The organism is Mycoplasma zalophidermidis (assembly GCF_024742155.1).
Classification (GTDB): domain Bacteria; phylum Bacillota_I; class Bacilli_A; order Mycoplasmatales; family Metamycoplasmataceae; genus Mycoplasmopsis; species Mycoplasmopsis zalophidermidis.
The window spans coordinates 144,868-170,785 of the sequence record NZ_JANSFS010000001.1 but is presented as its reverse complement, the minus strand read 5'-3'; the positions used below and the strand labels follow the sequence as shown (position 1 = coordinate 170,785).

The 25,918-nt window shown below is 28.2% G+C and carries 14 protein-coding genes; 11 read left to right on the top strand and 3 right to left on the bottom strand.

Features of this window, described 5'->3' with window-relative positions; genetic code table 4:
- Positions 1 to 70 precede the first annotated feature (70 nt).
- From rpmB to NW238_RS00710, 11 genes are all read left to right on the top strand, one after another.
- A complete protein-coding gene (gene rpmB / locus NW238_RS00765) occupies positions 71 to 265 on the top strand; it encodes a 50S ribosomal protein L28 (protein WP_216505089.1) in 195 nt (64 codons plus the stop codon).
- Between the two features lie 601 nt (positions 266 to 866).
- Positions 867 to 3,164, top strand: a complete 2,298-nt coding sequence (locus NW238_RS00760; protein ID WP_258451625.1) for a putative immunoglobulin-blocking virulence protein — start codon at positions 867 to 869, stop codon at positions 3,162 to 3,164.
- A 13-nt stretch (positions 3,165 to 3,177) separates the two neighbouring features.
- The gene (gene mip / locus NW238_RS00755; RefSeq protein ID WP_258451624.1) at positions 3,178 to 5,802 is read left to right on the top strand and encodes an Ig-specific serine endopeptidase MIP; all 2,625 of its coding nucleotides are present in this window, start codon (positions 3,178 to 3,180) and stop codon (positions 5,800 to 5,802) included.
- Positions 5,803 to 5,826: 24 nt separating this feature from the next.
- Positions 5,827 to 7,326: an MSC_0624 family F1-like ATPase-associated membrane protein gene (locus NW238_RS03610; RefSeq protein ID WP_373889493.1), complete on the top strand. Its 1,500-nt coding sequence runs from the start codon at positions 5,827 to 5,829 to the stop codon at positions 7,324 to 7,326.
- Positions 7,316 to 7,843: an MSC_0623 family F1-like ATPase-associated protein gene (locus NW238_RS00740; protein ID WP_216505098.1), complete on the top strand. Its 528-nt coding sequence runs from the start codon at positions 7,316 to 7,318 to the stop codon at positions 7,841 to 7,843. The genes NW238_RS03610 and NW238_RS00740 overlap by 11 nt, the downstream gene beginning before the upstream one ends.
- A gap of 4 nt (positions 7,844 to 7,847) precedes the next feature.
- Positions 7,848 to 8,756: an MSC_0622 family F1-like ATPase gamma subunit gene (locus tag NW238_RS00735; RefSeq protein WP_216505103.1), complete on the top strand. Its 909-nt coding sequence runs from the start codon at positions 7,848 to 7,850 to the stop codon at positions 8,754 to 8,756.
- The gene (locus NW238_RS00730) at positions 8,740 to 9,222 is read left to right on the top strand and encodes an MSC_0621 family F1-like ATPase epsilon subunit (protein ID WP_216567714.1); all 483 of its coding nucleotides are present in this window, start codon (positions 8,740 to 8,742) and stop codon (positions 9,220 to 9,222) included. The genes NW238_RS00735 and NW238_RS00730 overlap by 17 nt, the downstream gene beginning before the upstream one ends.
- The gene (locus NW238_RS00725; RefSeq protein WP_258451623.1) at positions 9,215 to 11,314 is read left to right on the top strand and encodes an MSC_0620 family F1-like ATPase-associated subunit; all 2,100 of its coding nucleotides are present in this window, start codon (positions 9,215 to 9,217) and stop codon (positions 11,312 to 11,314) included. The genes NW238_RS00730 and NW238_RS00725 overlap by 8 nt, the downstream gene beginning before the upstream one ends.
- A 19-nt stretch (positions 11,315 to 11,333) precedes the next feature.
- The gene (locus tag NW238_RS00720) at positions 11,334 to 12,881 is read left to right on the top strand and encodes an MSC_0619 family F1-like ATPase alpha subunit (RefSeq protein WP_373422550.1); all 1,548 of its coding nucleotides are present in this window, start codon (positions 11,334 to 11,336) and stop codon (positions 12,879 to 12,881) included.
- The gene (locus NW238_RS00715) at positions 12,881 to 14,260 is read left to right on the top strand and encodes an MSC_0618 family F1-like ATPase beta subunit (RefSeq protein ID WP_258451622.1); all 1,380 of its coding nucleotides are present in this window, start codon (positions 12,881 to 12,883) and stop codon (positions 14,258 to 14,260) included. Before NW238_RS00720 ends, NW238_RS00715 begins: the two co-directional genes overlap by 1 nt.
- 125 nt (positions 14,261 to 14,385) lie before the next feature.
- Positions 14,386 to 16,494, top strand: a complete 2,109-nt coding sequence (locus NW238_RS00710; protein WP_216505109.1) for a hypothetical protein — start codon at positions 14,386 to 14,388, stop codon at positions 16,492 to 16,494.
- A 2,083-nt stretch (positions 16,495 to 18,577) separates the two neighbouring features.
- Here NW238_RS00710 and NW238_RS00705 read toward each other — a convergent pair.
- Genes NW238_RS00705 through NW238_RS00695 form a run of 3 tightly spaced genes read right to left on the bottom strand, consistent with a single transcriptional unit; the run spans position 18,578 to position 25,156 of the window.
- The gene (locus NW238_RS00705; protein WP_258451621.1) at positions 18,578 to 20,587 is read right to left on the bottom strand and encodes a S41 family peptidase; all 2,010 of its coding nucleotides are present in this window, start codon (positions 20,585 to 20,587) and stop codon (positions 18,578 to 18,580) included.
- On the bottom strand, positions 20,560 to 22,917 hold the full coding sequence (locus tag NW238_RS00700; protein ID WP_216505111.1) for a leucine-rich repeat protein: 2,358 nt from the start codon (positions 22,915 to 22,917) through the stop codon (positions 20,560 to 20,562). Before NW238_RS00700 ends, NW238_RS00705 begins: the two co-directional genes overlap by 28 nt.
- Complete coding sequence (locus tag NW238_RS00695) at positions 22,904 to 25,156, bottom strand: leucine-rich repeat domain-containing protein (RefSeq protein ID WP_216505112.1); 2,253 nt, start codon at positions 25,154 to 25,156, stop codon at positions 22,904 to 22,906. The genes NW238_RS00700 and NW238_RS00695 overlap by 14 nt, the downstream gene beginning before the upstream one ends.
- Positions 25,157 to 25,918 lie beyond the last annotated feature (762 nt).

Sequence of the window (25,918 nt, the reverse complement as noted above, 5' to 3'; positions counted from 1 at the left end):
AATTATCTTTTTCTTAGTATAATAAGGATACTTTTTTATAATTATTAAATAATGACTGAAAGGAGCAAATATGGCTAGAGTAGATCAATTAACGGGAAAACGTGCGCAAACAGGTAATAAACGTTCACACGCTATGAACGCATCAAAAAGAAAATTCAACGTTAACCTACAAAAAATCAAAATTTACGTTGATGGCAAAAAAGTTACTTTAAGAGTAAGCGCTAAAACTGCAAAAACACTTAAAAGAAACTCAACTATTGCTTAATTCTTTCATTTTAATTAAACAGATATAAATACATTAAATTTGAAATCTTATTTTATAAAATATCAGGCATAGATAATATGCTTGATATTTTTAATCCTGAAATTTAATTAATATGATAATAACCTAGCACACGTGAATTGATTTCTTTAAGTGCATACAACATTTAATTAATCAAAATTTTACAATATTAATTTATTACTAGGCAGTCTAAAATAAACAAAGACATCTACCGCGATTCATAACTAACAAGAAAATAACAAAAATCATTATCTTGTTTATTTTTATAACAAAACACAACATTTAAAACAACCACATCACCATCGTAATATTTGGTTTTTGTTGCTTTTAATTAAATTAAAATAAAGCAAATTGTTATTACAAATATCCCATTAAAACATCTCGGTATTATTTTTTTAAAAATAATAATTAAAATGAATTAAACAACCGCTTTGACTAATATTTGATATACTAAATTATTATCGATAATTAACTTGATTAGCACAGTGTAACGGCGCGTTCCAAAAAAAAAAAAAAAAAAGACTTTTCTGTTAAATATTAGATAATTATGTGGTAATAAATAACTATATATATTGAGGTGAAAATGAGTCTGTTTAAAAAACGTAAAACTAAAGTAATTGTATTGAGTTTGTTGGGTAGTGTAATAGCATCCGGTTCAATAGGAACTATTGTTTATTTTGCTTCTGTAAATTCTCAACTAGCTACACACTATACATCCGCGCAAATTGCAAAACCTAATTTTATACCAAAGGATAATCTAGAATTAAAAAATACAAATCCTTCTAACGCGGATAACAACCTAAAAGAAATACCTAAACCTGAACCGCTACCAGAACCTGAAAAACCAAAACCAGAACCTGTTCCTAAGAAGGAAATACAAAAAATCCCCGAACCTGAAAAACCAAAACCTGAAAAACCTAAGCCTAAACCTGAAAAACCCAAACCTAAACCCGAACCCAAACCAAAACCGGCGCCTGAAAAACCCAAACCTAAACCCGTTCCATTACCCCCACAAAAAACACCTGAGTCACCATCAAGAGATAATAATAAACAAACTATTATTATCTCTGGAATAGAAGTGAAAGCAGATATTACGCCTTTTAAGCCAAGACAGATTTTTGATTTTGACGTTAGAAATAAAATCTCAAATGTAAATCCTTATATTAATGACAGCACCGGTAAATTAAATAGTGTTGAAGTAACAAAAGAATTAAGGGAAAAAGTCTTGAGTGATACTAAAGGAGGACTTAGTTCTGGTTTCGGACAAAAAGTTTGAGAATTATCGAATGAAATTGATGACCCAAACCAAATTAAAAGTTTTTGACAACAACAACCTTGAGTTTGAGAGAAAATTAGTGATAAATGACAAAGATTATTTGACTCGCCTAATGTAAAAAAATTCCTCAAAGAAGGCAAGGATATCGAGTATCAAAAAATGCTTGATAATAATGAATTCAAAAGTAAAGAACATAGATACTCGTGACTATATAAAAACTTTGATTTTACTAAAGTAACAAAATTAACTTCAAATGCTGAAGCACAGCTAGCTAAAGGTTTTACTACCGACCCCGATAATGTTTACATAAATGAAAACGGAGAAATAGACTCTTATGCCTATTCACCTGCGCCAGATTTTAACAGTGTAACATCAAGATTAAAACGTGATAACTACACCAGAAGAGTCTTTAGTTATAATACTGAATGAATGAGAAATCCAGATGATGTTAAAAACGGAATTTACCCAGGATGAAGTTCATCTAACATTAACACTGATCCTAGATTTGATGGGTTAATAAATCAGGGCGATGGTATTAACGCAATATTAATGAAACGTGATAAACCAGATAATAGTCCAAATCAAATTAACGAAGGAATTGTTATTGAAATAGATGCATCAAACAAGTCTGGATATGACAAAACAATCACATTAATCAAGAAAATCAAAGAAAAAAATCTTCCGGTTGTTTCATACCGTATACGTAACATGGGTCAAAACGATTCCGCTCAAGCGTTTAAACCTATTTTAGAAGAATTACCTAATGACATTAAACAACTTGAATTATTTTTCTCAGCTCAAGCCACAAATACTGGTTCGTTAATAGCGCTTGAAAATAAACACATAAAAGAATTATCGCTATACACCTTAGGAAATTCATTACAAGATGAGTGAACAGTTAACCCTCTTTCAGTTAGAAATACTGAATGAATTAACACCAACGACTATAATGTGAGCTCGGAATACAATATAAATTCTCAAATTGCTACAAGAATTACATTTGACACACTTGCGTTCGACCAAATTGATTACAACGAAAGTTCAAGTGACCCTTACGAAAGAATTAATTTAGGTTTAAGAATGGCTTATTATGCAAGAAATAATGAACCATTCTTCCAAGGTGGTCTTGGTCCAGGGCTAAACCCTGATAATAATGAAAAAGGAAATAGTTATCCAACCGGTTTAGATTTTAGTAGGGTTCCAAAAATAAGAACATTGCATGGATTAATTTTTAACGATACTCAGAAACCTACAAATGGTTCAAGAAAAGTAACTAGAGTTACCTTCTTCAATAATAAAGAATATTATGAAGTAGGATTAAAAGATTTAGATTCAGCTGGTTTAGAAAATTTTGCAACCGGTCCATTCCAAACACCGAAAATTTTCTTTTCTAACAAAAGAGGCACAACTAAATTTAAATATACTGATTCATCAATCACTTCAAATGCAATTTCAAACTTACAAACTTTTACGAGATATGCAAAAAATGGCGATGAAGCATTTACTGGAACAGTTTTATTAGACCCAGGCAACACATCTGTCAAATCAGCTCTAGAAGGAGCGGGTATAAAAGTTGAAATAGATAACGGATACGATTACTTATAAGGAGTTATCAATAATGAAAAAAAATAAACTAATACTACTTACAAATTGCGGATTACATATTTTGCCATTTGTTGCAATTTCTGCATCATGTAAAAATAATGATGACGCAAAAAAAGAAAATCAACCAGATAAAAAAGTTGATGATGCTAAAAATTCAAAAATTAATAATGATTCAGGTAAAAAAGATGTGCTTGGTTCTGAAGGTTTAAATTCTGTTAGACAACTTTCGTTTAATCAATTATTTGATTTACAAATTGAAGAGTTTGGTGTTACAAAAAGTAAAAATAGTTTTACTCCTCAAACTATTCAAAAAAGATATGAAGAATTAATAAAATTAAGCCTAAAAGATAGTTACAAAAATAGAATTAATGTAAAAATCACAACAGTTTCTACTGATTGAGATGCAAACCTTACCGGAAAATTAAAGATATCAGTATTACTATCTGACGTGAATAACCCAAATCTATCTGAAATTAGAACATTCGAACTTGATGGGTTTAAAATCAGTCCCAATGGAACAAATGATGACGGCACATTTCCATCAGATCCTAAGCAAAACGGATTTTCAGATAGCGATTTTGATAAATATGTGAAAGCAAGTCAATTAGAAAGATGAAAAATTGATAATGCTGATTATATGCAAGGTATTAAAACCCAATACCATAATCAAAGTGTTGATCAAATAAGACCAGAATTAAATTACACACCTGAATCAGCAAAAAAATTTAATTCAATAGCCAAAGATGTAAACATAAACACTTATGAAGATGCCGCTTATAAAGGACACACCTTACCAAAATTAAAAGCAGATGGAAGCTTTGATGGATTATCAATTTACCCAAAAAGTGCTCCTGCCAAACATTCAAAAGTTGACTTTCTTGGTGGTAGAGACGTTTATCAATCTATAGGTTTGGCGCGTTTACTTCCTAACGAATTTTATAAACAAATAGGTCTTGAAACACTCGCTGTTGGTTTTAACTATGCTGAAACCTTCGCGGAAGAAATCGCTAAAGCAAAACAAAATATTGAATTAATTAAAAAATGAAAAACAAATAAAGAAACCATTAGACTTCAAGAATATATAAAAGCAGCTACCGATCAAAAAGAAACTGAAAAAAATATCTTAAAATACGACGAAGAGAGAGAATTAAACAGAGCGGCTGAACAAGATAAGCCAGCAATTAAAAATGATTTTGCAGCTAAATACAAAAAAATAGATGACGAAATTAACAAAATTAAGAGTTATACGTTTGACGATTTATTAAAGATTTTTGAGGATGAATTAAAAGGCTACGAAGATGAATTAAAATACAACCGTAAGTCACGTGGTGCTAACGGGACTATGTGAATAATGGATTATGAAATTCCTAATAACGGGGGATATCCAACCAAATGATATTTTGGAACTAATTCACACGTTGCAAAATTAATGTCTTCTAGCACCTTTAATGGTTTTAACGTAACTGTTTTAAGCCCACAAACTGGCGTGAAATCCTTACTGAGATTAACCGGTTTAGACGATAGATTCACTAACTTTAATTTTGGTGGAAACAATATTGGCGAAGCTGTAAAAAAAGTATATGACGCAACAGATTATTTAAATACTTCACCATCACAGTACCTAACAACTTCTGATAAAGAAAAATATAAAGATGTTGAAGAAATGATTGATTTTGCAGTTATTGAAGTTGATTTTAAAAAATTAGTTAATTTACAAAGTTCAGTAATAAGAAATACTAAACCAGTACTTGATAATTCAGTGTTAGCAAACGGCGATGCACAAAAATTAGCTAAATTAATTACTAATGATTACTATAGTAGAAGCGATGATAAAAAAACTAAGTTTCTTTCTAAATCATATCTATTAAATTACCAAAACATTGATTTTCCAATTGCAAAAAGAAAAGGCGATACAAAAACAACTGATGAATTATTTGCCTTGGGTTATCCAATGGCTCGTGAAGATTTCTTCTTAAGAAGATATTATGACGATGACCAAATAAAGTGAAAGGAAACATACCAAAGCTTATGAACAAACTCAGATTATAGATTCTACAGTGGTACTAATGTAAGCGAGGGTGGTCAGCCCAACTTCCCAGAGGAAAGATATAAAAGAGGTAACTACTTATCATATCAAGTTGGATACCGTTCATTTATAGATAAACCGGGTTTAAATGATGGATTTATCGTTTCACCTATTAGAGGCAAGGAAATTTATAAAACATATAGTGATGATAAAACCACGTTAAAAAGCTACTTTAACACTGGTTTACAATATATGTTAAGACACTTTGTTCCTATTGGTGGTTCATCTGGTTCTAGTGTTAGAAATCAAAATAATGAACTAGTAGGTGTTCATAGCACAATCATACCGTCCGCTAAGACTGACTTCGTAGCCGCTTTCAGATCTGAAGGATATGACTATAAAGGTGCTTACGGTGATTACAACCTTCCACAATACGATTTAATTTATGGTGGTGGTAAAGACCAGAAAACATCTTATTTAGATTCATTAATTAAAATTTATGGTGAAAACGGTCTAAAAACCTGATTATTTAAAAAAGGTATTTCTAAAAAGAATGTTCCGAGTGAATTTTTGTTCAATCAAAATCAAAACAAGGAAAAACACAATGTTTAATTTAAGAGCGAAGGAAGGGGCGTAATGACATCACCTATATTTAGTGATAAGAGAATCTATGATGACTATGAATCAATGAATTCTAAACAAAAAAATAATTTATCTATCAAAATATATCTAAGTATTTTAGGAATTTGGTTTTTTTGTTCGCTACTATTTATTTTGATATTTTCTAACCAGACTATAATGTCGGCGAAGTTGTATCAAAACAATTCTAGTTCGCTTGAAATTATTAGATTTTTCAACTTTTCAACTTTAGAAACAAGAGAATATAATTTTACTTTATTGTTTCGAATATCCATTTTACTGTTTTTACTAATTTATCCAATAACTAAATCCTTTAGAGATATCCTAATTAATAAGGAAAAAATTAATAATTATTGACCTTGATTTAGTTTGTATTTTATATTATCGATTTCATCATTTATATTATTCTTTACATATCATAGTTTTGAAGCTATAGAAATAGCAAAAGTTTTATGGGTGTTTATTCCTTTATACTTTATTGACCTAAGTTTTTCGCTTTATTCATATAATGTAAAGAAAAAATCTGACCCCATTACTTATGGTAATTCTTCTATATTAATTATTTCTCAAGTTTTCAAAGCACTATTAGTTTCATTTATTTTGACTATTTTCTTTACTTGAACCGCAAAGTCCGTTAACCCCGATTCACCTTCAAGCGCGAAACTAATGCTAATTGCAAATGATTTTAGTGATTGATTTAAACAATTATTTACTGAGAAAAAAGCAATTAATTTACTAATAATAATTTCTCTATTTTCTGGTGTGGCAATTTTGGTATTCTTTTCTAATTGAGATAAAATCAACTTGTTTTTAAATAAGCAATACGATTCTGCGTTTACAAGGAATTCGATTTACTTTTTACTTATTTCAGTATTAGCAATTTTAACCTGAACTACAAGTGTTTTTTTCGTAATTAACAATAAAAGGAGTTTTGTAATTCCGGATAAGATATATATTTCTAATTATTGATATTTATCTTTTTCAGTGATTTCACTACTAATATTGGCATTCTACTTAATATCTTCATTTGTGAAACCTTTTAAAACAAAAAGTCTAATAAAAAATACTATATCAATTTCTGGTTTTTCAACACTAAATTGAGTAAGCTTTTTTATTCTCACTATGGCAAATAATGATAATAGAATTAATCTAATTAATCTATTTATTACTTCAATCGTCTCAATCATTATGATGATAATTTACCTAAAAAGAAATATTTCCGCCACAAAAATATCTCTTTCGTTTATTTATCTTCAATTGGCATTTTTAGGAGTTTTAATATTCATTTTTGACCTAAATCAAATTCTAATATCTAAAGATAATTTTGGATTTAATTATATAAATTCCGATTTATCTCTTACACAAATTCTGACAATTACTGAATTATGTATTGCAATAGCATATTCACTATACTCAGTTACCAATTTATGATTTACACTATACAAATTATCAATACACAAAAAAAATATAACTAAGGAGGTGAATAATGAAAAATAATTCATTATTGAAAAAGAAAATAAAATCAATGAAATTGCAAAATGAATTATCACTTATTAACTTATACGATTCATATAATTCCTTAATTAAGGACCCAGAATTTATATCATTTGAGCAATTAAACGCGTCGGTATTATTATCAAAAGGTATGGGTTTTGAATCGCCTAGTTTTACGAAATTCAATAACAAGTTAAAAGAAGCAATTGCCAAAAAGCACGACATAATATTTAGAAATTTTATAATCAGTTTCAATATTGATCTTAAGTTTAGCCAAAATATTTTGGTACCAATCATAAAAAATGAAATTTCATCTTCAGTAATTTGCACAAATCTATCATCATCGAATGACCCAAATCTCGATGATTATCTATGTAGTTTAAACGACAAAATAGACTCTCTTTTAAAAACAAAATCTTATATAGAAATTATGCCTGGTACAGTACTATTTAATAGCACTGAAAGCAACACTTTGAAATTGTTGTTCGGACCCGAGGTATTATCTTTAATTAAGGATTAAAACAATGCATTTTAAAAAAATTGAACAAAAAAGAAACAGTCTAGAAAATATACATCTACGCGTTAGTAATGAAAAAAATATTTTATTAATTAATATTATGAAATTGAACAAGAAATTACAATTTTATGTTCAAAACGCATTAATTAATAAAGAATTAATATCCAGCCTTAAATCACAATACGTTATAAAAAATGATTTTATAAACAAAAACAACAAGTTAAATTTAATTTTTAAAAAAATTTTTAAAAAGCCTAAACAATTGTGAATTTACTTAACTGAAGAACAAAAACACTCAACAGATTCATATACCCGATACGAGAAAATGATTTTAAAAAATACTAAAAAAATGTCTGTTGATTTTATAACTATTGGTGAAAGAGCAAAGGAATTTTGTGAACAAAATAAATTGTCAGTTTTAAAGTCGTTTAATAATTCGCAAAATGAAAAGGAACTTGCATATGATTTATCCTACTTAGTAAAATTTTTATATGTTGATGAATTATATGATAGCGTTCATTTTGTCATAAATAGCAACAAAGCATTCAGCAGAGCATTTACTCTTTTACCTCTAGAAAATTTTGATGTAAATAAATTAACTAATATGGATAAAATCTCTTTTGAAGGCAGTGTAAAAAATTACGAAATCTATCCTAATATTGAAAAATTTATTGACAGTCAAATAGATATATTTTTATCAAACGCAATTCATTCACTAATAATAGAGTCGTATTTTTATAATGCTAAAAATAATTTAATATCGACTAATCAAATTATTAAACAACTTGACGAAGATATTTTAAAACTTAATAAACAAATTATTAAACACAAACGTGAAAAAGAAATTGAAGAAATAGTGATGTTTTTTAGAAAAAATAAAGATGAAGAAAAGGATATAAATGGAAAAACAGAATAATATCATTAAAGTCGTAATTAATTCATTGGCTAATATTCCTCTAGTTTTTAATAAATGTATATTGTATTTAAACGTCAACGACGAAAATAACTGAAAGTTAATAAGTGATAAAGCATTAGCAAGCTTTGATAAAACTATTATAAAAATTGAAGACTATCAGAGAGATGAAACGTTTTTTTGCTTTTTATACAATACAAACATTGTCTTGAACAATAAAATCGCTTCAATCAATAGTTTTTCTAAAATAGTTTTATACAAAATCAACAAACAGTCAAGTGAACAAGTTGAAAATAAAAAAATGTATAAAAAGATTACCAACGAAATAAATTATTTAACTTCTGCACAAAGTATCGGCCTGTTATTAGATGAGGCGATTAAATTAGATAAACTAAAAACCAAGCAGTATGAATATAAAATGAAAATGTTATTATCATTAGAAACATATGAAGGAGATTATTATGAATAAAAAAAATAAATTGTTATATTCATTAGGATCTATTTCTTCATTATCTTTCCCTTTGGTTGTAGTCAGTGCTAATACTCAAAGCGTTGAAAAACCAGATGATGTTCCATTGACACCAGATCCCGATTTTTATACCTTTAAAGACGAAGCGAATAAACAGATTGCTAATTCAATCGAGAAATCTATCGATGTAATTATTGGTTTCATCAAAGATAATTTAAATAAATTGAAAAATGATAATAAAACAGATTATAAAATAGTTTTATCACAAACGATTTATTTCAACAAATTACTCACTTTTTTCGAATCAAATAAACAAAAAATAATATCTGACCCTGATAAATATGGTTTTTTCATAACCTTCCCTTACGCAATTTCTAGAGAAAAAAAATTGGGAAAGGGGAATGTTGAATTTAATGGGAAAAAATTTGAAAATATTGTTTTTGGTCTTTCAGAAGATTCAAAAACAAATTATGAACGTGCAATTGATAAGAAAAGCATAAAAAAGGATAATGAGAACGAAAACACGGTACAGAAAAATATCTTTCAAAATACCATTAAGAAGTACACAAAAACGTTTTTATCTGAGGTTAAAAATATTGTTTTTAACAACTCTGATATTTTAGTAGTAGACAAAGACTTCAATCTTGAATACATTAAAGATTCTGATGGTTCCGCATCATCGGCGTTGTCCATACAAATACCTAAGGGGTTTAAAACCTGAGATGAATACTTTATAAAAAAAATAACACCAAGATTTATTGAATTTGATTTAAAACAAAATCAGGAATTTATCCCTCAAGAAATCAAAAAACCTAAGTCGCCAGAAACCCCTCCTCAATTACCGCCTTTAATTCCCGGTAAACCTGCATTACCTACTAATCCCGCGATAACGAATGCTTCTCTTGATGCCTTACCCAGCCTGGTTCCATTATTAAGATCTGATTATTCGTCATTTAGTTATGAAGATTTAGTTGAAGAGATTAATTTAAAAAAACGCGATATTTTTTTCTTTAATAATCCAATAAATACAAGATACGTATATAATGTCGAACAAATTTACGATAATAAAACAGCTAAAATATCCATTTCCGAAAGAAAAAAACCAGAATTAAAAAGAATTTACACAATTGGTTTTAATCTGGAAAATAATAGAAATTCTTTTGTACAAAAAATCTTTTATGAACAAATAAGTGCAATTGAAGAAACTGCAAGAAAATTTTATAACGCAATAGGTTTAGATGAAAATTTAGATTACACAAAAATCAGAAACAGCAACCTACAAAATATTGTCTTTGGTATGGTAGATCAATTTATAAAATTAATTTATTCACCCGAATTTTTACAAAAACAAAACGAAAGTATAAATTATTGAATTTCAAAAATGAATAACATAAATGACACTTATACAATAAAAAACGCAAAACACGACATTATTAATTTATTTTTAAGTTCAGTTACATCCTCATCATTCAATTCCGAACACAATTGAAACGCTATAGCTCAAATTTACGATTCTTTTTTGAGTAACGATTATCCTGAGTATTTTAAATTTAATAACAAAACAATTTTAAAAAACTTTGAGTTAATGAATAGTAATTACAAACAAAAAACTAATCATACAAGTAATTATGATATAAGCGTTATTGATCGTTTTGTGGATTTGATTAGCAAAAACGTCTATAAAACAAAGGCTTTATCAAATCCAACAACCTTTAACTTGGAAAAATGGTATAACAGCTTTACCAAACAATTAGGAAAAGTTAATACTCAATTTCAATATTTAAGTATTCTTTCAGATAGCAAAACTATTAATGAGGATACATACAAAAATTATAGCGACGCATACGAAAAGGCTGTCGAATTTATTAACGAACAAAAAGCATCCGTAAATGAATTTAAAAAGAATTTCGGTATTGTTTTAAGCGTTATTGGAACAATAATTTTTCTTCTTAATATAATTTTAATATCGTTAAATTTTAAAACCTTAAAACAAAGAAAATTAAGAACTCTTTACATCATTTTAATCCTAGTTGGTTTGGTGATTATATCAGTTGGGGCAGGTTTAGTGTTTTTAGGAATGAAAGGAATATAAAATGGTTAATTCAAAATTATTAAATAAAAAAACTAACATAAATAAACCAATCATAAGTTCAATATTCGACTATATGATTGAAGTCTCGGGAGACTTTAATTACTCACAAAAACAAATGTTCAAAATCAAATCAAAACCTCATATCAAATTGCTTTTAATTAGTGCTCAAATTAACAAGGCAATATTGTTATCAAATGACTCAAAACACGAATTATGCGTAGGTGATGAGTTGGAATTAATTGACTCTAATTTTAGTATTTCAACTAACCATAATTTTTTTGGTAAGGTTATAGATGTTTCCGGAAATATAATTGTTTCTGATGACGATAATATAGCAGTTTCAAATGAATACTCTCAACAAACTAGTCAGATTTTTAAATTAGCTCACGATCTTATGAGCGTTAAGACATTAAACGAACAACTATACACAGGAATCACATCAATCGATTTATTAATCCCTATTGGAAAGGGACAACGTGAGTTAATTATTGGTGACCGTCAAACCGGTAAAACTCATATTGCGCTAAACACAATTATTAATCAGGCAAATAAAAATGTAAAATGTATTTATGTAGCAATCGGTCAAAAAAGAGAAAGTATCGCTTCTATCTACTCCACATTAAAAAAATATAATGCTTTAAGAAACACGATTATTATTGACGCTTCTGCCGCTTCAACATACGACCAATTTTTAGCGCCTTATGTTGGTATGGCTCATGCCGAAAACTTATCATTAACTGATGATGTATTAATTGTATTTGATGATCTAACTAAACATGCAAATGTTTTTCGTGAAATGGCTTTATTATCTGATGCTCCCGTTGGTAAGGAAGCAATGCCTGGTGATATGTTTTTTGCGCACTCTCAATTGCTTGAAAGATCGGGTAGTTTTGTAAACAGAAAAACAATTACTGCTTTGCCTATTTTGCAAACAATAGATGGCGATATAACATCACTAATATCTTCAAACATAATCTCCATAACAGATGGACAAATTGTTACAAGTAGCGATCTTTTCGCCTCTGGTAAATTACCCGCAATCAATATTGATTTATCGGTATCGAGAACTGGTTCAAGTGTGCAAAATCACACAATCACAAAAGTTGCTGGAGAAATTGGTAAGATATTTAGAAAATATAAACGTCACTTAAAACTTGCTACATTAGATTACGAATTTAATAGTGAAACTTCTTCATTACTATCAAAAGGAAAAATGATAGATAAAATGTTCTCACAAAGAGGCTTTTCATTATATTCTGATCGTTTTATTCTGCTAACTTCAAAAATAATTTCTTGAGGATTATTTAAAGGCGTTAAAGACGAACAAAAAGCAATGAGATTTTTGAATAAATTAATCGACACTAACAAACAAGCTCGCGAAACTTTTGAAATTATATCTAGAGATACTAATTATGATGACAATATGATAAAAAACTACTTCGCTTATGCACTGAAGCAATATTCTGATTTTCTGAACCTAGATTGAAATATTAAATTTGAAACGAAATTTTTGGACTTGGACAAGAAATATCTTGACAATATCGCATATGAATTAGGAGATAAATAATGATTGGAAAAATAATAAAATTTAATTCAGATGTAGTAGAGGTTGAATTTAAACCTAACGAATTACCAAAAATAAATGACTTATTAACACTACACAATGCCAAAACTTTCTTACTTGTAAAAAGAATTATTAATAATACTACGGTTGGTGCAATAATTATATATGTAGACAAACCAATAGCCCTTTCTGATAAGGTAGTCAACACAAACAGAAGTTTCATGGTTCCCGTGGGACAAAAATCAAAAAATAATATCTATGGTTTTGAAGGTAAGCCATTATTATTGCAGCACATCACTCCTGATTATGTCGAAATGAATTCAACTATAAATAATGAGAAATTTATCAACACAAAACCCGAACTTATTGAAACAGGAATAAAAGCTATTGACTTTTTCATTCCGATTATTAAAGGCAACAAAATAGGAATATTCGGGGGCGCTGGTGTTGGTAAAACGGTTTTAATGAAGGAAATAATATTTAATGTAAATAACAAATCATCAAAACAAACAAGTAATATTTTTATAGGTTCTGGTGAACGTTCACGTGAGGGGATTGAACTTTATAACGAGCTAAAAGAATCTGATTTGTTGAAAAATTCTGTAATGTTCATTTCTAAAATGAATGAATCGCCAGGAGCTAGAATGTCTATTGTTCCCATTGGGATTACAGCTGCCGAATATCTTCGTGACACGGAACAAGAGGATGTATTGTTATTTATAGATAACATTTACCGTTTTGTTCAAGCAGAAAATGAAGTTAGTTCTTCGTTAGGGAAAAAACCATCGGTAGGTGGATATCAATCAACATTAGAAAGTGATATAGCGAACGTAGAACACCGTATGTTTAAAAATAAAAACGGTGCAATTACGTCATTTCAAACTATGTTTTTACCAATGGATGATTTATCAGATCCATCAGCCGTGGCGGTTTTTAACCACCTAGACGGAAATTTGGTTTTATCAAGAGCACAGAGTGCTAAAAATATATTCCCGGCCTTTGATCCTCTTGCAAGCCAATCTAACTCAGTAAATGAGACTATAATTGGTAAAGATCATTTTAACGCAATATTAGAAACTAAAAAAATATTAAAAACTTATAAGGACCTAGAGGATGTTATTCTAATTTTAGGTTTTGACGAATTAGATGATGAAAGTAAAATAATAGTCAAAAAAGCCCTTCAACTAGAAAACTTCTTTACTCAGAACTTTTTCATGACCCAACACTTTACAAAGTCACCTGGTCAATTTGTAAAACTAGAGGAAACCGTAAAAAGTGTTCAACGTATTTTAAATGGAGAATATTTAAAACAAAGTCCTGAAATATTTTCTTATGTTGGATCGGCACTAAATATCCCTACAGATAAAGAACTAGGATTATAATAACTATCAAACTCTAAACACACATATATTAACTAAGCTGCTTTTGTAGCTTATTTTTTATAAAACAATTATCATTTAATAAAAAAATAAAAAAATAGTTAATTAATATTTGCTAAAATAATTTCATGATTAAAAAATATAATAAACTTGTTCTTGGTCTTTTTAGTACACCTATTTTAATTCCAGTCATAGCAGCTTCATGCAATAATAGCAATGAGAATAATAAGTTGGACTCTTCAAAAGAAAACAATGTAATAAAACAAAATTCGAAAGATGCATCTAACAATACTCAAGAGAGTGGCGATGTGTCAAAAGAAAACAATGTAATAAAAGAAGATTCGAAAGATGCGTCTAACAATACACAGGAGAATAAAAACTCTTCAAGTGACAATACCGATGAAGAGGATTCTAAAAACTTGTTTGTTTTTAAGGAAGTAATTGAGGACAAACCAATAAACAAATATTCTGATGAGAAAATAGATAATCCAAAGAAATTATTTGACGAAAATTTTTTTCCTGATAATTATGAACTGAAAGGGACCGAACATAATAAAAACATAACTCAAAAATATTTCAGTTCAGAAATGTTTAAATCGCTTAAAATCAGCGTTGATAATTTTTGAACAGGTGAAATTCCTAAATGAATGAAAAGAAAAAATTACATTGAGACTGATAATTTATTTTCAATTATTCCAGATTTATCCGTTTATTTCACTAATAATGATGGTTCAATCACTAAGCACGTCCGCAAGGTTATGCCTTCGTTTATCGGCGACAATGAACTCGAAATATTAAATAACAAAATAATTTTTAAAAAAAACATAAACAATTATCTAAAACAAGATTTTAACAATAAGAAAATTAAACTATATTTTAAGATTCAAAGTAATCAAATAAAAGATATTACTAAGAATTACAATGTTACTTCTCTTATACCTATTGAAATTGATATTGAAGATTTAATGCAAACAAATAGGGTAAACAATTATGAATTTGCCCAATTAGAAAATGTTGATATACCTTTTGATATCAAATTTAAATCCCTAATTACAAAAAATGGTCAATTAAAGGTAGAAATAATTATTCCAAATAAGAAAATTGTAGCCAACAATTATAAAATTGATGATTCTGAGGTGTTTATCGACAAATATGGAACCCTAACCGATATTAGTTACTATGTTGAAAAAGGAAAGGATAAAAATTTCTCAATTACCTCAAAAATTTATAATAATTCCCCTTTCGCTAAATTATCATCTCTATCACAGTTATATGATATAAACTCCAATAGCGGTACATTAATGCCAGGTGGGAAAAGAATAAAAAAAAGTGAAGATAGAATATTCAGCAAAATCAGAGAACGTGTTTTTAGCGTAGGTGGCGGTACAATGACAATGCTCGCAAAAGTTAAACCGTCTGACGATAATGATTTAAGATATTATTTCATCACGAACAGACACGTTACTGATATATTAGAAAAAAAATGAACCGATAATCGGGTTAATAAAAAAATGGTTATATGAGATTTTGATGATAAAAAAGTGGCAAGCAATAGTTACGATATATCATTAGATATTAACGACTCTGATTTAGAATTAAATCTTTGAATTGCAGAAAATCAATATGACAGAAAGGGACATTTAGAAAATAATGAAACTTCGAATGCTGATATTTCAATAAATATAATTGATGTTAAAAATCTTTATGATGAAGCATTAAAAACTGATAATAAAAATATAATTAAATATCTTGAAAATTGAAAAGTATTAAAACCATTAAAATTATCAAAATATACAAACTTTATAAATAATGACAGTTTTCTTAAATTTAGGGTTGCTTCATTCCCGGTTTCAAAAAATGAAGAATATTTTGACAGAAGATATCGCGAACATATAATTAATCAGCCAAGCCAAATTATTCTAAATGAGCAATTGTATGAGAATCAAAAATATGGTCATTTCAAATCTTTTACACTGCAAGATGATCCTATAAAATCTACAGATTTTGACTTAGTATCAGGCGCAAGCGGTAGTATGGTTTTTGATGAAAATTACGACATGGTAGCTTTATTTATGCAAAATATTGGCGATGATACATATGGTTTTGGTTTATTGAGTTCGTATAAGTTTGATTATTTAGGATACGAAAGCAACAATAACCCAAATTCATTTAAAAATAAATTGATTGAATTATCTAATAAGTATCCCGAAAAATATCAACTAATAGACTTATCATAAAATATTGGAAGCGTAAAATTTTAGTGTGTTAATTTAAGCACATACGCCTTAAATATCTGTTTTAATTATACTTGGTTTTATGATTCGTTAAATTTTTGAGAATTTTCTTAATGAACTCTGTGAACTAGAAAACAAAAAAGCTTTTTTTAAAAAATGTGAAAGGGCTTTTTTGTTTAATACATTTGTGATTAAATGTGGAATTTAATTGGTATTATCGTGCATTTAAAAAGCACGTTTTAAATTTTATTAATTCCTGTTAATTTTTAGATATTAAGTTAGAATTTCTGCGGAAGCTAGTAATTTTTCAAGCATTTTTTTCTCTTACATTTGAATTTCATGATTCATTGATCACGTTTTATAAATTAATCACAAATTCTCTGCTTCTCTAAACGACACGATAGAACTTTTTTGTTAAAACGTCATCGTAAACTAAATAGTGTTTTTGCAAAATAGTTGATAATCTGTCAATTATTCTCTTTTCAAACATTCGCTTTTAAAAATTTATTTCAATAATAAACATTAATTCTCCGGAGGAATTCATATGAAATTTGTTTTGCTATTTCCCATGTAGTAAAACCTCTTATTTTCTTCTGTTATTGGCACATAGTAATTATTCATATATTGAACACAACCAGCTGAGTAATTCTTTTAATCAGTAAATGAATTCTATGTTCATTTTCTTTTGTCGTTTTTTTAAGGCATTTATTTTATTATTTATATTTTGATAAACTTTAATTATATTCTTGAATTGTTTTTTGAATGTTTATTTATTTCTTCAATAGTACAGCAATTTTTGCTGACACAATACTCTATAAGTCATAGTTTGATTGTATCTTTGGTTCTTTCATCATTTGGTTAAACTCCCTGTAACTTTTAAATTCTAGTCCTATATTTTTAGAATTTAGTCATTTTACCATAGGTATGTTATTTTCTTGTTTGGCAAAAAGTGGTTCTTCTATCAGTTTTAAACTTATTGGATAGCCATATCGGGCAAAGAGTTGTCCAGTAGTTTAATATAACCGACTGTTGTTTCTTCTTTTTCAGCATACAAAGATAGAATCTTTTATGTTTCAGCATCTACTGCTAAGTAAATATGAAAATCATGTAAATGTTTAATTCAAGCTTCACTACAAGCGTCTAATTAAAGCATTTCACCAAATTCATATTTGTGAAGATTCAGTAATCTTTCTAATTGAACTTTCCGTTGATTTTGGACAATTGTTGAATTAACAAATACTTACTGTCATATTTTTCTTTGTCCTTATTTCTCACAATTCTTCTTTTAGTTTGTGGTTATTTGTGTAGCACTATTAAACCCTTTTTTGCAGAGCAACGTTTAATAAAATATTGGTATGTTTATTTGCTTCTTAATTGAAGTGAGCAACCTTCATTGCAATTTCTTCTAAAGCTGATTGTTAAATGATCTTTATCTTCTTTTTTGATGAATTTAGAATCGTAACCTATCTTTATTTATGATAAAAAGAATTAGATAGTCAGATAATTTATTAAGCGCAAGCTTATTTTTTGTTGGCGTGATTTAATTTAATTAAAATTTCATTTTTTTGATTCGTCGTAATTTTGAAGCAATATTTTTATGTTTTTTAGCCGCCAGTACGAAATTTTAATGACTTCCGCTTCTTTTTTAGAGACCGTTTTGTATTTTTAAAATAATTTTGTAACACAATTAATTTATTTATAATTTTGTTTTGTAAACTTATTTATCTAATTTTTCTTCAGTTTTGTATTTAGCAATTTTATAAATATTTTTGTCATTTATATCTCAATAAAATAAGATCAAAAAGTCTTTTTTGTTTTAACACTAAGTGGACTTATTTTTTACATGACAATATTTACTCATTTTTTCATTTCTTTTGTTTAGTCGCTGAAAATTTTGTATAATACAGACACTAAATATTTTTGATTAAGTCAGCCAAGTAGTCAGCTCTTTTTTATCCATTTAACAAAAGATATAAAAAACGCAAGCTTTCACCTGCGTGCTAACCCACCATTTTTTTACACGTCCATTCTAATTAGGAACTACTTTAAATTATGAATTTACACAAATTATTTACGACCCAAATATTTAAGGGTTAGGAAATTCCTTGTTATATAAATGTTCTACAAATCTAAAAATCGACTTCATTTTTTCAATTTTTTCTTCCATTCGTTCAAGTGAGTCTTGGTCCATTATTTTATTATTTTCTATTTCTATTTGATATTCCTTGCGTTTCTTTTTGTTGATAAATTTTAAATATTTTTCAATATTTTTCGCCTCGTTTTTTCACGCAGAAATTTTCGTACTTCTTAAATAATTGTCGTATTCTTGTTTCCCTTTCTTAGGATCTCTTATGTAGGCACTAATTACATCATAATTCATGTATGCTAAATAGGGAATTTCTATATCCACAGCTACCCCATTTTGTGTGTACGGTAATTGATCTTCGTCCGCGATTTCCTGTTTTGATGCGGCGATTCAGGCATTATTTGATGATATCTCCAAACTAGTGCCATCAGGTAGTACAATTGGTAATATAGAATACATTCCGCCACCTGATCTGTTTCCAATTATTGTTGCCAATTTGCTTGTTTTCGCAATGTGTGCAAGCAAATTTGCAGCACTAAAAGTATTAATACCAGTTAAAATGTATCATTTATAATTTGGATATCCATCTCTCATGTCATATTGGCCATCTTTATTAACATCAACTCTATATTTTGAATATGATAACTGCTTATTGATTGTTTCGTAGAAGAAAATTTGCTGGTCTTTGTTAGTTAAGAAACCAGCAACTTTTTCCATCGCTGCAATTGAACCGCCACCATTAAGAGACAAGTCCAAAATTATTTTTTTAATCGGTGTTTGATTTTGTCTTATTAACTCTATTGCTTTATACATTTTCTCAAAACTATCATGCTCGTGCTTTGCACCTTTCATTAAGTTATCATTTGAACCGACAACAAACTGATCTAGATATATTATCGCTGTGTCGTCATGAAAACTAACAAATTTGTTTTCGTGGTTTGAAAGAACGGCGCTACGAATTTTTTTTAATATACCTAACCAAGCAATATATTCATTAACTTTTTGACTTCTAGTCGCCCCATAAGGGTTTGCTCTGTAATTTTCTGGATGATAATATGATCCAGACTGTATTGACGAGTGTAATTCATTTAGGTGTTCGTAGAAAAAGCTTTCATAAGCAGATGTATTGTCAGCGATATTGATTGATAGTAATTGTTCTTTTAAGCCGTTTTTTGTAAAATACTCATCAAAATTTTTTACATTATTTTCTTCTAAAAATTTACCTCTAAGACCATAAAAATTGTCGAAGACAAACAAAATAAAATTATAACTATTTATTCTAAATTTCTCTGTTTGCATTTTATTGTTCAAAACACTATTCATTATTAAGTTGTATTCTTTTGGATCTATATCTTTGTTTATAACCGTGCTAACACCAACAAATTTTTCACCGTTAAAATAGATGTTGTAATAATTTTGACTGAAGAAAAGCAGATTAAATACGGAAAAAGGAAGGTAAATATCGTTATTTGCTGTTTCAATACTCATGTTATATTTACCTAAGTCTAATTCACTATATTTTTTATCAGCTAGTTTGGTGACTTTGGTTGATAGATATTCGATTCACTTTGTATAATCAATTGTTTCGGAACTTTTTAATACTTGAAAGGCGTCTAAATTATTTAATAAAATTTTGTTTTGCTTTGTGTCAAAAATTATTTCGTTTTCTCCGTTAACGTAATGGAGTTGATTCCCGATTCTTGCCTTAAATTTAAAAGACATAGGGTCTACCACTCCATTCATTTTTTTGATGAACTCGTTAACGTTTATATACATATCTTGATTTTTCGTATTTTTGAAAGTTTTTATTTTGACGTTGTTTAATTTATATTCGCTTGAATTGTTGGAAAACTCAAATTCTTGGTTAAATTCTAAATTATTTGGCAGTTTTTCATTTTTATTTGAAATGTTAACGCAAGATATTGTTGCAACCGGTATCGTAAACAATGAAGCGAAGACAGAACTATAAAAGAATCTAAGTTTTATCTTATTTTTATTATTTCTTCTCATTTGTTAATTTTTGAACCTTCGTATTTATTTTTTTCTAGATCAAAATCAGATTTAATTGAATATACATTTGGTAGTTCTTCATCACTTTGAATGCTTATGTTATCGGTAGTTAATTCAAAATTAACAATTTTTATAAGCTTAGTTAATTCATCAATCTTACTTTGAGTGGTTATTAGTGTATCATGTGAATTATATTTGCGTTTAAAAATGTAGTCGCTAAGTATTTTTAATAACACCTGATCACTTTCGTAATTTTGTAATCCCAGTATAGTTTTTAACCTAGTTTTTTGTTGAACATTTAATGTATGCACTTTCAATTCCACCATATGCTTAGCAATTAAACTAAGGTATTCAATATAATATTCAGAATTTCTCACAATTTCTCTATATTTTTCCAGTAGTTTACTTAATTTAGTTATTTTTATTTCTATTTCATCAAAATTATTTTTGTTTGAGTTATATTTTAGATCTTCATTACGATAATTATTTCTAGTTTCACTGCTCAATTTTTCATCTTTTTCAACACTTTCATAAGAAAATTTGTAGTTAAGCAAGTTTATTATTTGTTTTAAACTTGTAATATTCTTATCAATATCACTCAATTTTTTATTTTTTGTTCAAGAGTATTTGTAGTTGATAAGAAAGTTTTTAATTTCACTCATAATAGAATTATCATTATTGTTATCTGCTTGGGTTAAACTAACTAATTCTGATTTCGCCTTTTCGCTAATATTTGGATAGTTATTTACAGCAACCGTTGCTATATTTTGTAAATATGAAACATATAATTGAAGTTCTTTAATTCTTTTATTTTTAATGGCTTCTAATTCGTTTATTTTACTTCGTATTGAGTTTTCATCTTCAATTTTGATGTTTGTTGATAATATTGATTTTAATTTATTTTTTTGAGTAACACTGGTAACATAAATGTTTTCCAATTTTGGAAACAAATCCATTGAAATTACTACACCTACTGTCGAGCTTTTGTTCGTTGTTATTAAATCCAAATCAAAATTTTCTGGAATAGATAATGTTTTCAATTCAGGTAAGTGGGTAACAAAAGTATTCAATTCTTCTGGTAGTGTCAAATCAGTAATTAATGTGTGTCTAAATCCGTAAAATTTTTTTAGTGTGCTTGGTAATACCAATGAATTTATCGAAGTTTCATCAAAACCTGAAATTTCTATAAGACCTTCATTCAATGTTAAGTTTGTCAATCTATTTGCATTATTAAAAGCAAACTCAACTATTTCTGTTCCTTCCGGTAAAACCAAATCCGTAATAAGTGTCCTATCAAATCCACTGATTTTCCGTATTGTTTTAGGGAGAATCAGCGAGGAAATTTTCGTATTAGAAAACGCGCCTCGACCTATTGATTCGAGTTTATCATTAAATTTTATATTTTCGAGTTCATAGTAATCTTTGAATGCATCTTGTTGAATATATTTAACTTCTGGCAATAATTGAATACTAGTAATTTCATTATCATACAATGAACTCACCATTTTTTTTGTTAATGTTGTTGATTTGATGTCTCTTAGTATTTCACCTACTTTTACTTTTAGTTCATTTTCCTTTTGTCCATATGTTTCTTCATTGTAATTTGATTTATCTGCATTTATTTCATTTGAAAATAGGCTTCTTATTTTATTTTGAATATTTAAGTATATTTCATCATTTCCGAATTCTCTCTCAAAGTCATTGATTATTTTTGAACATTTAGATAGATATAGTTCATATAACTCTTTATTGCTTTTTTTATCCAAAACCATTGCATTTTCAATAGCTAATTGCAGGCTAGCAGTTGTTTTTATTAATTTGTAATAATATCTTAAATCATCGTTTGTAATACTTTGGGCTTCATTAATTGCTGATATTAATAATTCTATAGCATCAGGTTTAGTTAGTTTATTCAACGTAATTTTTGTCTCAAGCAATTTCTTGTTAAATTTATCCACGACCAATTGACGCTTTGCATCAATACTAAGATTATTGTATTTTTCTGTTTCTTCTATAATTTTTTTTAGTCTTTCTCCTGCTTCTACCAATTCTTTAACTGTCTTAGCTTCATGGAAAACTTTGGTTGCTTCATCTATTCCCCTTGCAGATTTAATGAAAGCCTCATTCCCCTCTTCAGAACTATAGGATTTATGTTTGATTTGGGCATCCTCAATTATTTTTTGCAATTTTTCCTTTTGAATTTCCAACTCCGTTTTTAGAATTTCATTGTCATTTTGTGTATCGTCAGTTTTATCCTTACTGCAGGCTGTCGAAACAAATGGAATTCAAGATATTGAACCTCCGATAAGTATTAGTTTATTCTTTTTCATTTTGTCCTTTCGAAAAATCATTATAAAGAATTTGTTGATTTCTAATATCCTCAATTCATTCTTTATCATTTATTAAATATTTACTATAAATATTTAATAAGTTTAGCCGAGGTCAATAAGTTTTTGATATTTCAGCATCTTTTACATATTGTGGTAATGTTAATTCCTCTACACCTGTTTCACTAAAACCGGAGAAACTTCTTAATCTTGGAGGTAATGTAAGTGTGTTTATTTGTGTTTGATTGAAACCTCCTATTTTCCGTAACGTTGATGGTAATTTTATCTCATTAATTCGAGTAAAACCGAACCCATATAATTCTTCCAGTCCTTCAGGCAAAACAATATTTCTAATTTTTGTGTTATATGTAAAAGCGTCGTTGGTTATTTTCTTTAGATTTTCGTGTAAAATAACCGAAGAAATCAAGGAATTTTGACCACCAAAACCACCTAATATTTCTAAATTTTTTGGTAATTCAACCTCTTTAATTCCGGTGTCATTAAATGAAATTGGCAATATTTCCCTAACCGTTGAAGGAATTTTCAAAATTGTTAGATTTTTATTAAAACCGAAGCCTCCCAATACTTCCAAACCTTCATTTAAATATAAATTAGAAATTGGCGCCCTATCAAAAGAGGATTTGTAAATAACTTTAAGTGTTTTAGGTGTTTTTAAACTTGTGATATTTGTGTTTGCAAACCCACCCAATGATTCTAATTTACTAGGTAAGGTTATTTTTGATAGTCCCGTTTCATCCAAAGTTTTAGGTAAGATGTGTCTAATTGAATTCGGTAGATGTAATTTTCTTATATAGGTCCCAGCAAACCCACCGAGTTTTTTTAAATTAATTGGTAGATTCAACTCCTTTATTTTTGTGTTATCTAAGGTCCCTTCTTCAATAATTTCAAGGCTATTTGGTAAGTTTATTTTCTCAATATTTCAATTTTTGAATCCACCAAGAGAAATGAGATTAGTTGGTAATTTTAGATCAATGATCTCATATTGAATATCGCTTTTTAAATCAAATGAATGAGGAGCTATAAACTTCACACTTTCAGGGATTTTTATATTTCTAATACCCGTGTTTGCAAATCCTCCGAGGTAAATTAATTTTCTAGGTAAATTTAGTTCAGAAATAGGTGTGGAATCAAATGAACCTTCATATATTTGTTCTAAACTTTCGGGCAATTGCAAAGAATTTATAACTGTTCCCTGGAACCCCCCCAGTTTTTTTAAATTATTTGGTAGTTTTAAATAGTGTATGTTTTTTGAATATGCCAAAGTGTTCGGATGGATTTCTACAACAGAATCCGGTATATTAATTTCGCTAAAATTTGATTTCTGAAATCCCCCAATTTTGATTATTTTCTTAGGTAATTCAATTGATTTCAATCATTCCAATTCGTTGAAGCTATTTTCAAAGATCTCGACCAGATTGTCGTTGAATTTTATTGACCTCAGGTTTGTATTAGAGAAACCGCCTATTTTTTGTAAATTCTCATTTAAAATTAGTTCTTGTATTGGCGTGGAATCAAAAGAGTGTTCATTAATTATTCTCAATGAGTTTGGTAAATTCAATCTACGAATTGAAGTGCGTGCAAATCCACCAATCTCTTTTATATTTGAAGGTAACTTCAATGTTGTAATTTTTGTATCATTAAAACTATTATTGTGTATTTTTTCAATGTTATTATCTAACTGAATATGTTTAATATTACTTCGGGCAAACCCCCCTAAAATTCTTAGAGAACTAGGTAAATTTATTTCGGATACATCAGAATCATCAAACGCATTTTCTTCAATTTCCTCTAGCCCCTCATTAAAATCAATTTTTTTTACTAAGGTTTCTTTAAAACCGCCAATTTTTTTAAGAGAATTAGGCAAAGTGAGGGTGTCTATTAGTGTATAGTTAAAACCATTCAAGTATTTAATTCCTTCAGGTAGTTCGATCATTTTTATTGGTGTATAGTCAAATGCTCCCTCTGCAATGCTAACCAATTTTTTAGGAAATTTTACTTTTGTCAGTTTGTAAAATTTGCTAAATGCATTTGGTCCAATTTCTGATATATACTCAGGTATCACAATTTCACTAGAATTTTTATCAAACATTTTAAGTGCGTCCCGATCGCTCAAAAATTCTTTTCTATCATCAGCTTCATTGCTATCGTTATCATAGCTACATGAGACAACTATTGGAAAAAATGACCCAATAGGCAATATTGATAACATTTTTAATTTCATATTTCTCCCCCTATGGAGAGGTTTTTATTTATTGGCAATTTAATAAATAAAAATATCCTCTATATTAACCGAAAAGGGGATATTTTTTAAACAAATTCGTGCTACGCATGAATTACCATGATCAGCACATAGGTATAATCTCAGCCTTTTACAGCACCCTTTTCATTAATATTATATTACTTTTGCAATCAAAGAAGAAAATATTTTGGATAACGAAAAGAGAAATGATAGAGTTATTTAGCAATTTCATAGTGTAGTTGTGAAAATTTTGTGTATTCAACGCATTTAATTTCATTGATTTCAGCATAACATTTATTGTTTTATTACATTTTTTAGGGATTCAAATTACAGACTTTGTGAGATCTGTTAGATATTTTTAGAAAAATAGATTAGTTCTTGTAACTAGATAGTTGTCAATAATTTTGTATTACTTGATTTAATACAAGGATGTAGTACGTTTTGGAGTTTGTTCGGTGATATTTATTATTTAAATGTGGTTTACGCATTTATATTTAGTTCTTTAAATGATTGGATATTTTAATAAACCCTGCTGGGTGCAATTTTTTTTGAAACTTTTGTGCGACTCGGAAATATATTTATGACTATATTGAACTATATTTTGAGGTCTATAACATCTGCATTCAATTCAAAATATTTTAATAATTCTTTTCTTTAGTTTACCTCAAATTCTAGTTTGAGTTAGATAGTGAATTAATATTTCGCTCTACCAATTTAACAAAGTCTCGTCGTCTCGGAAAATGA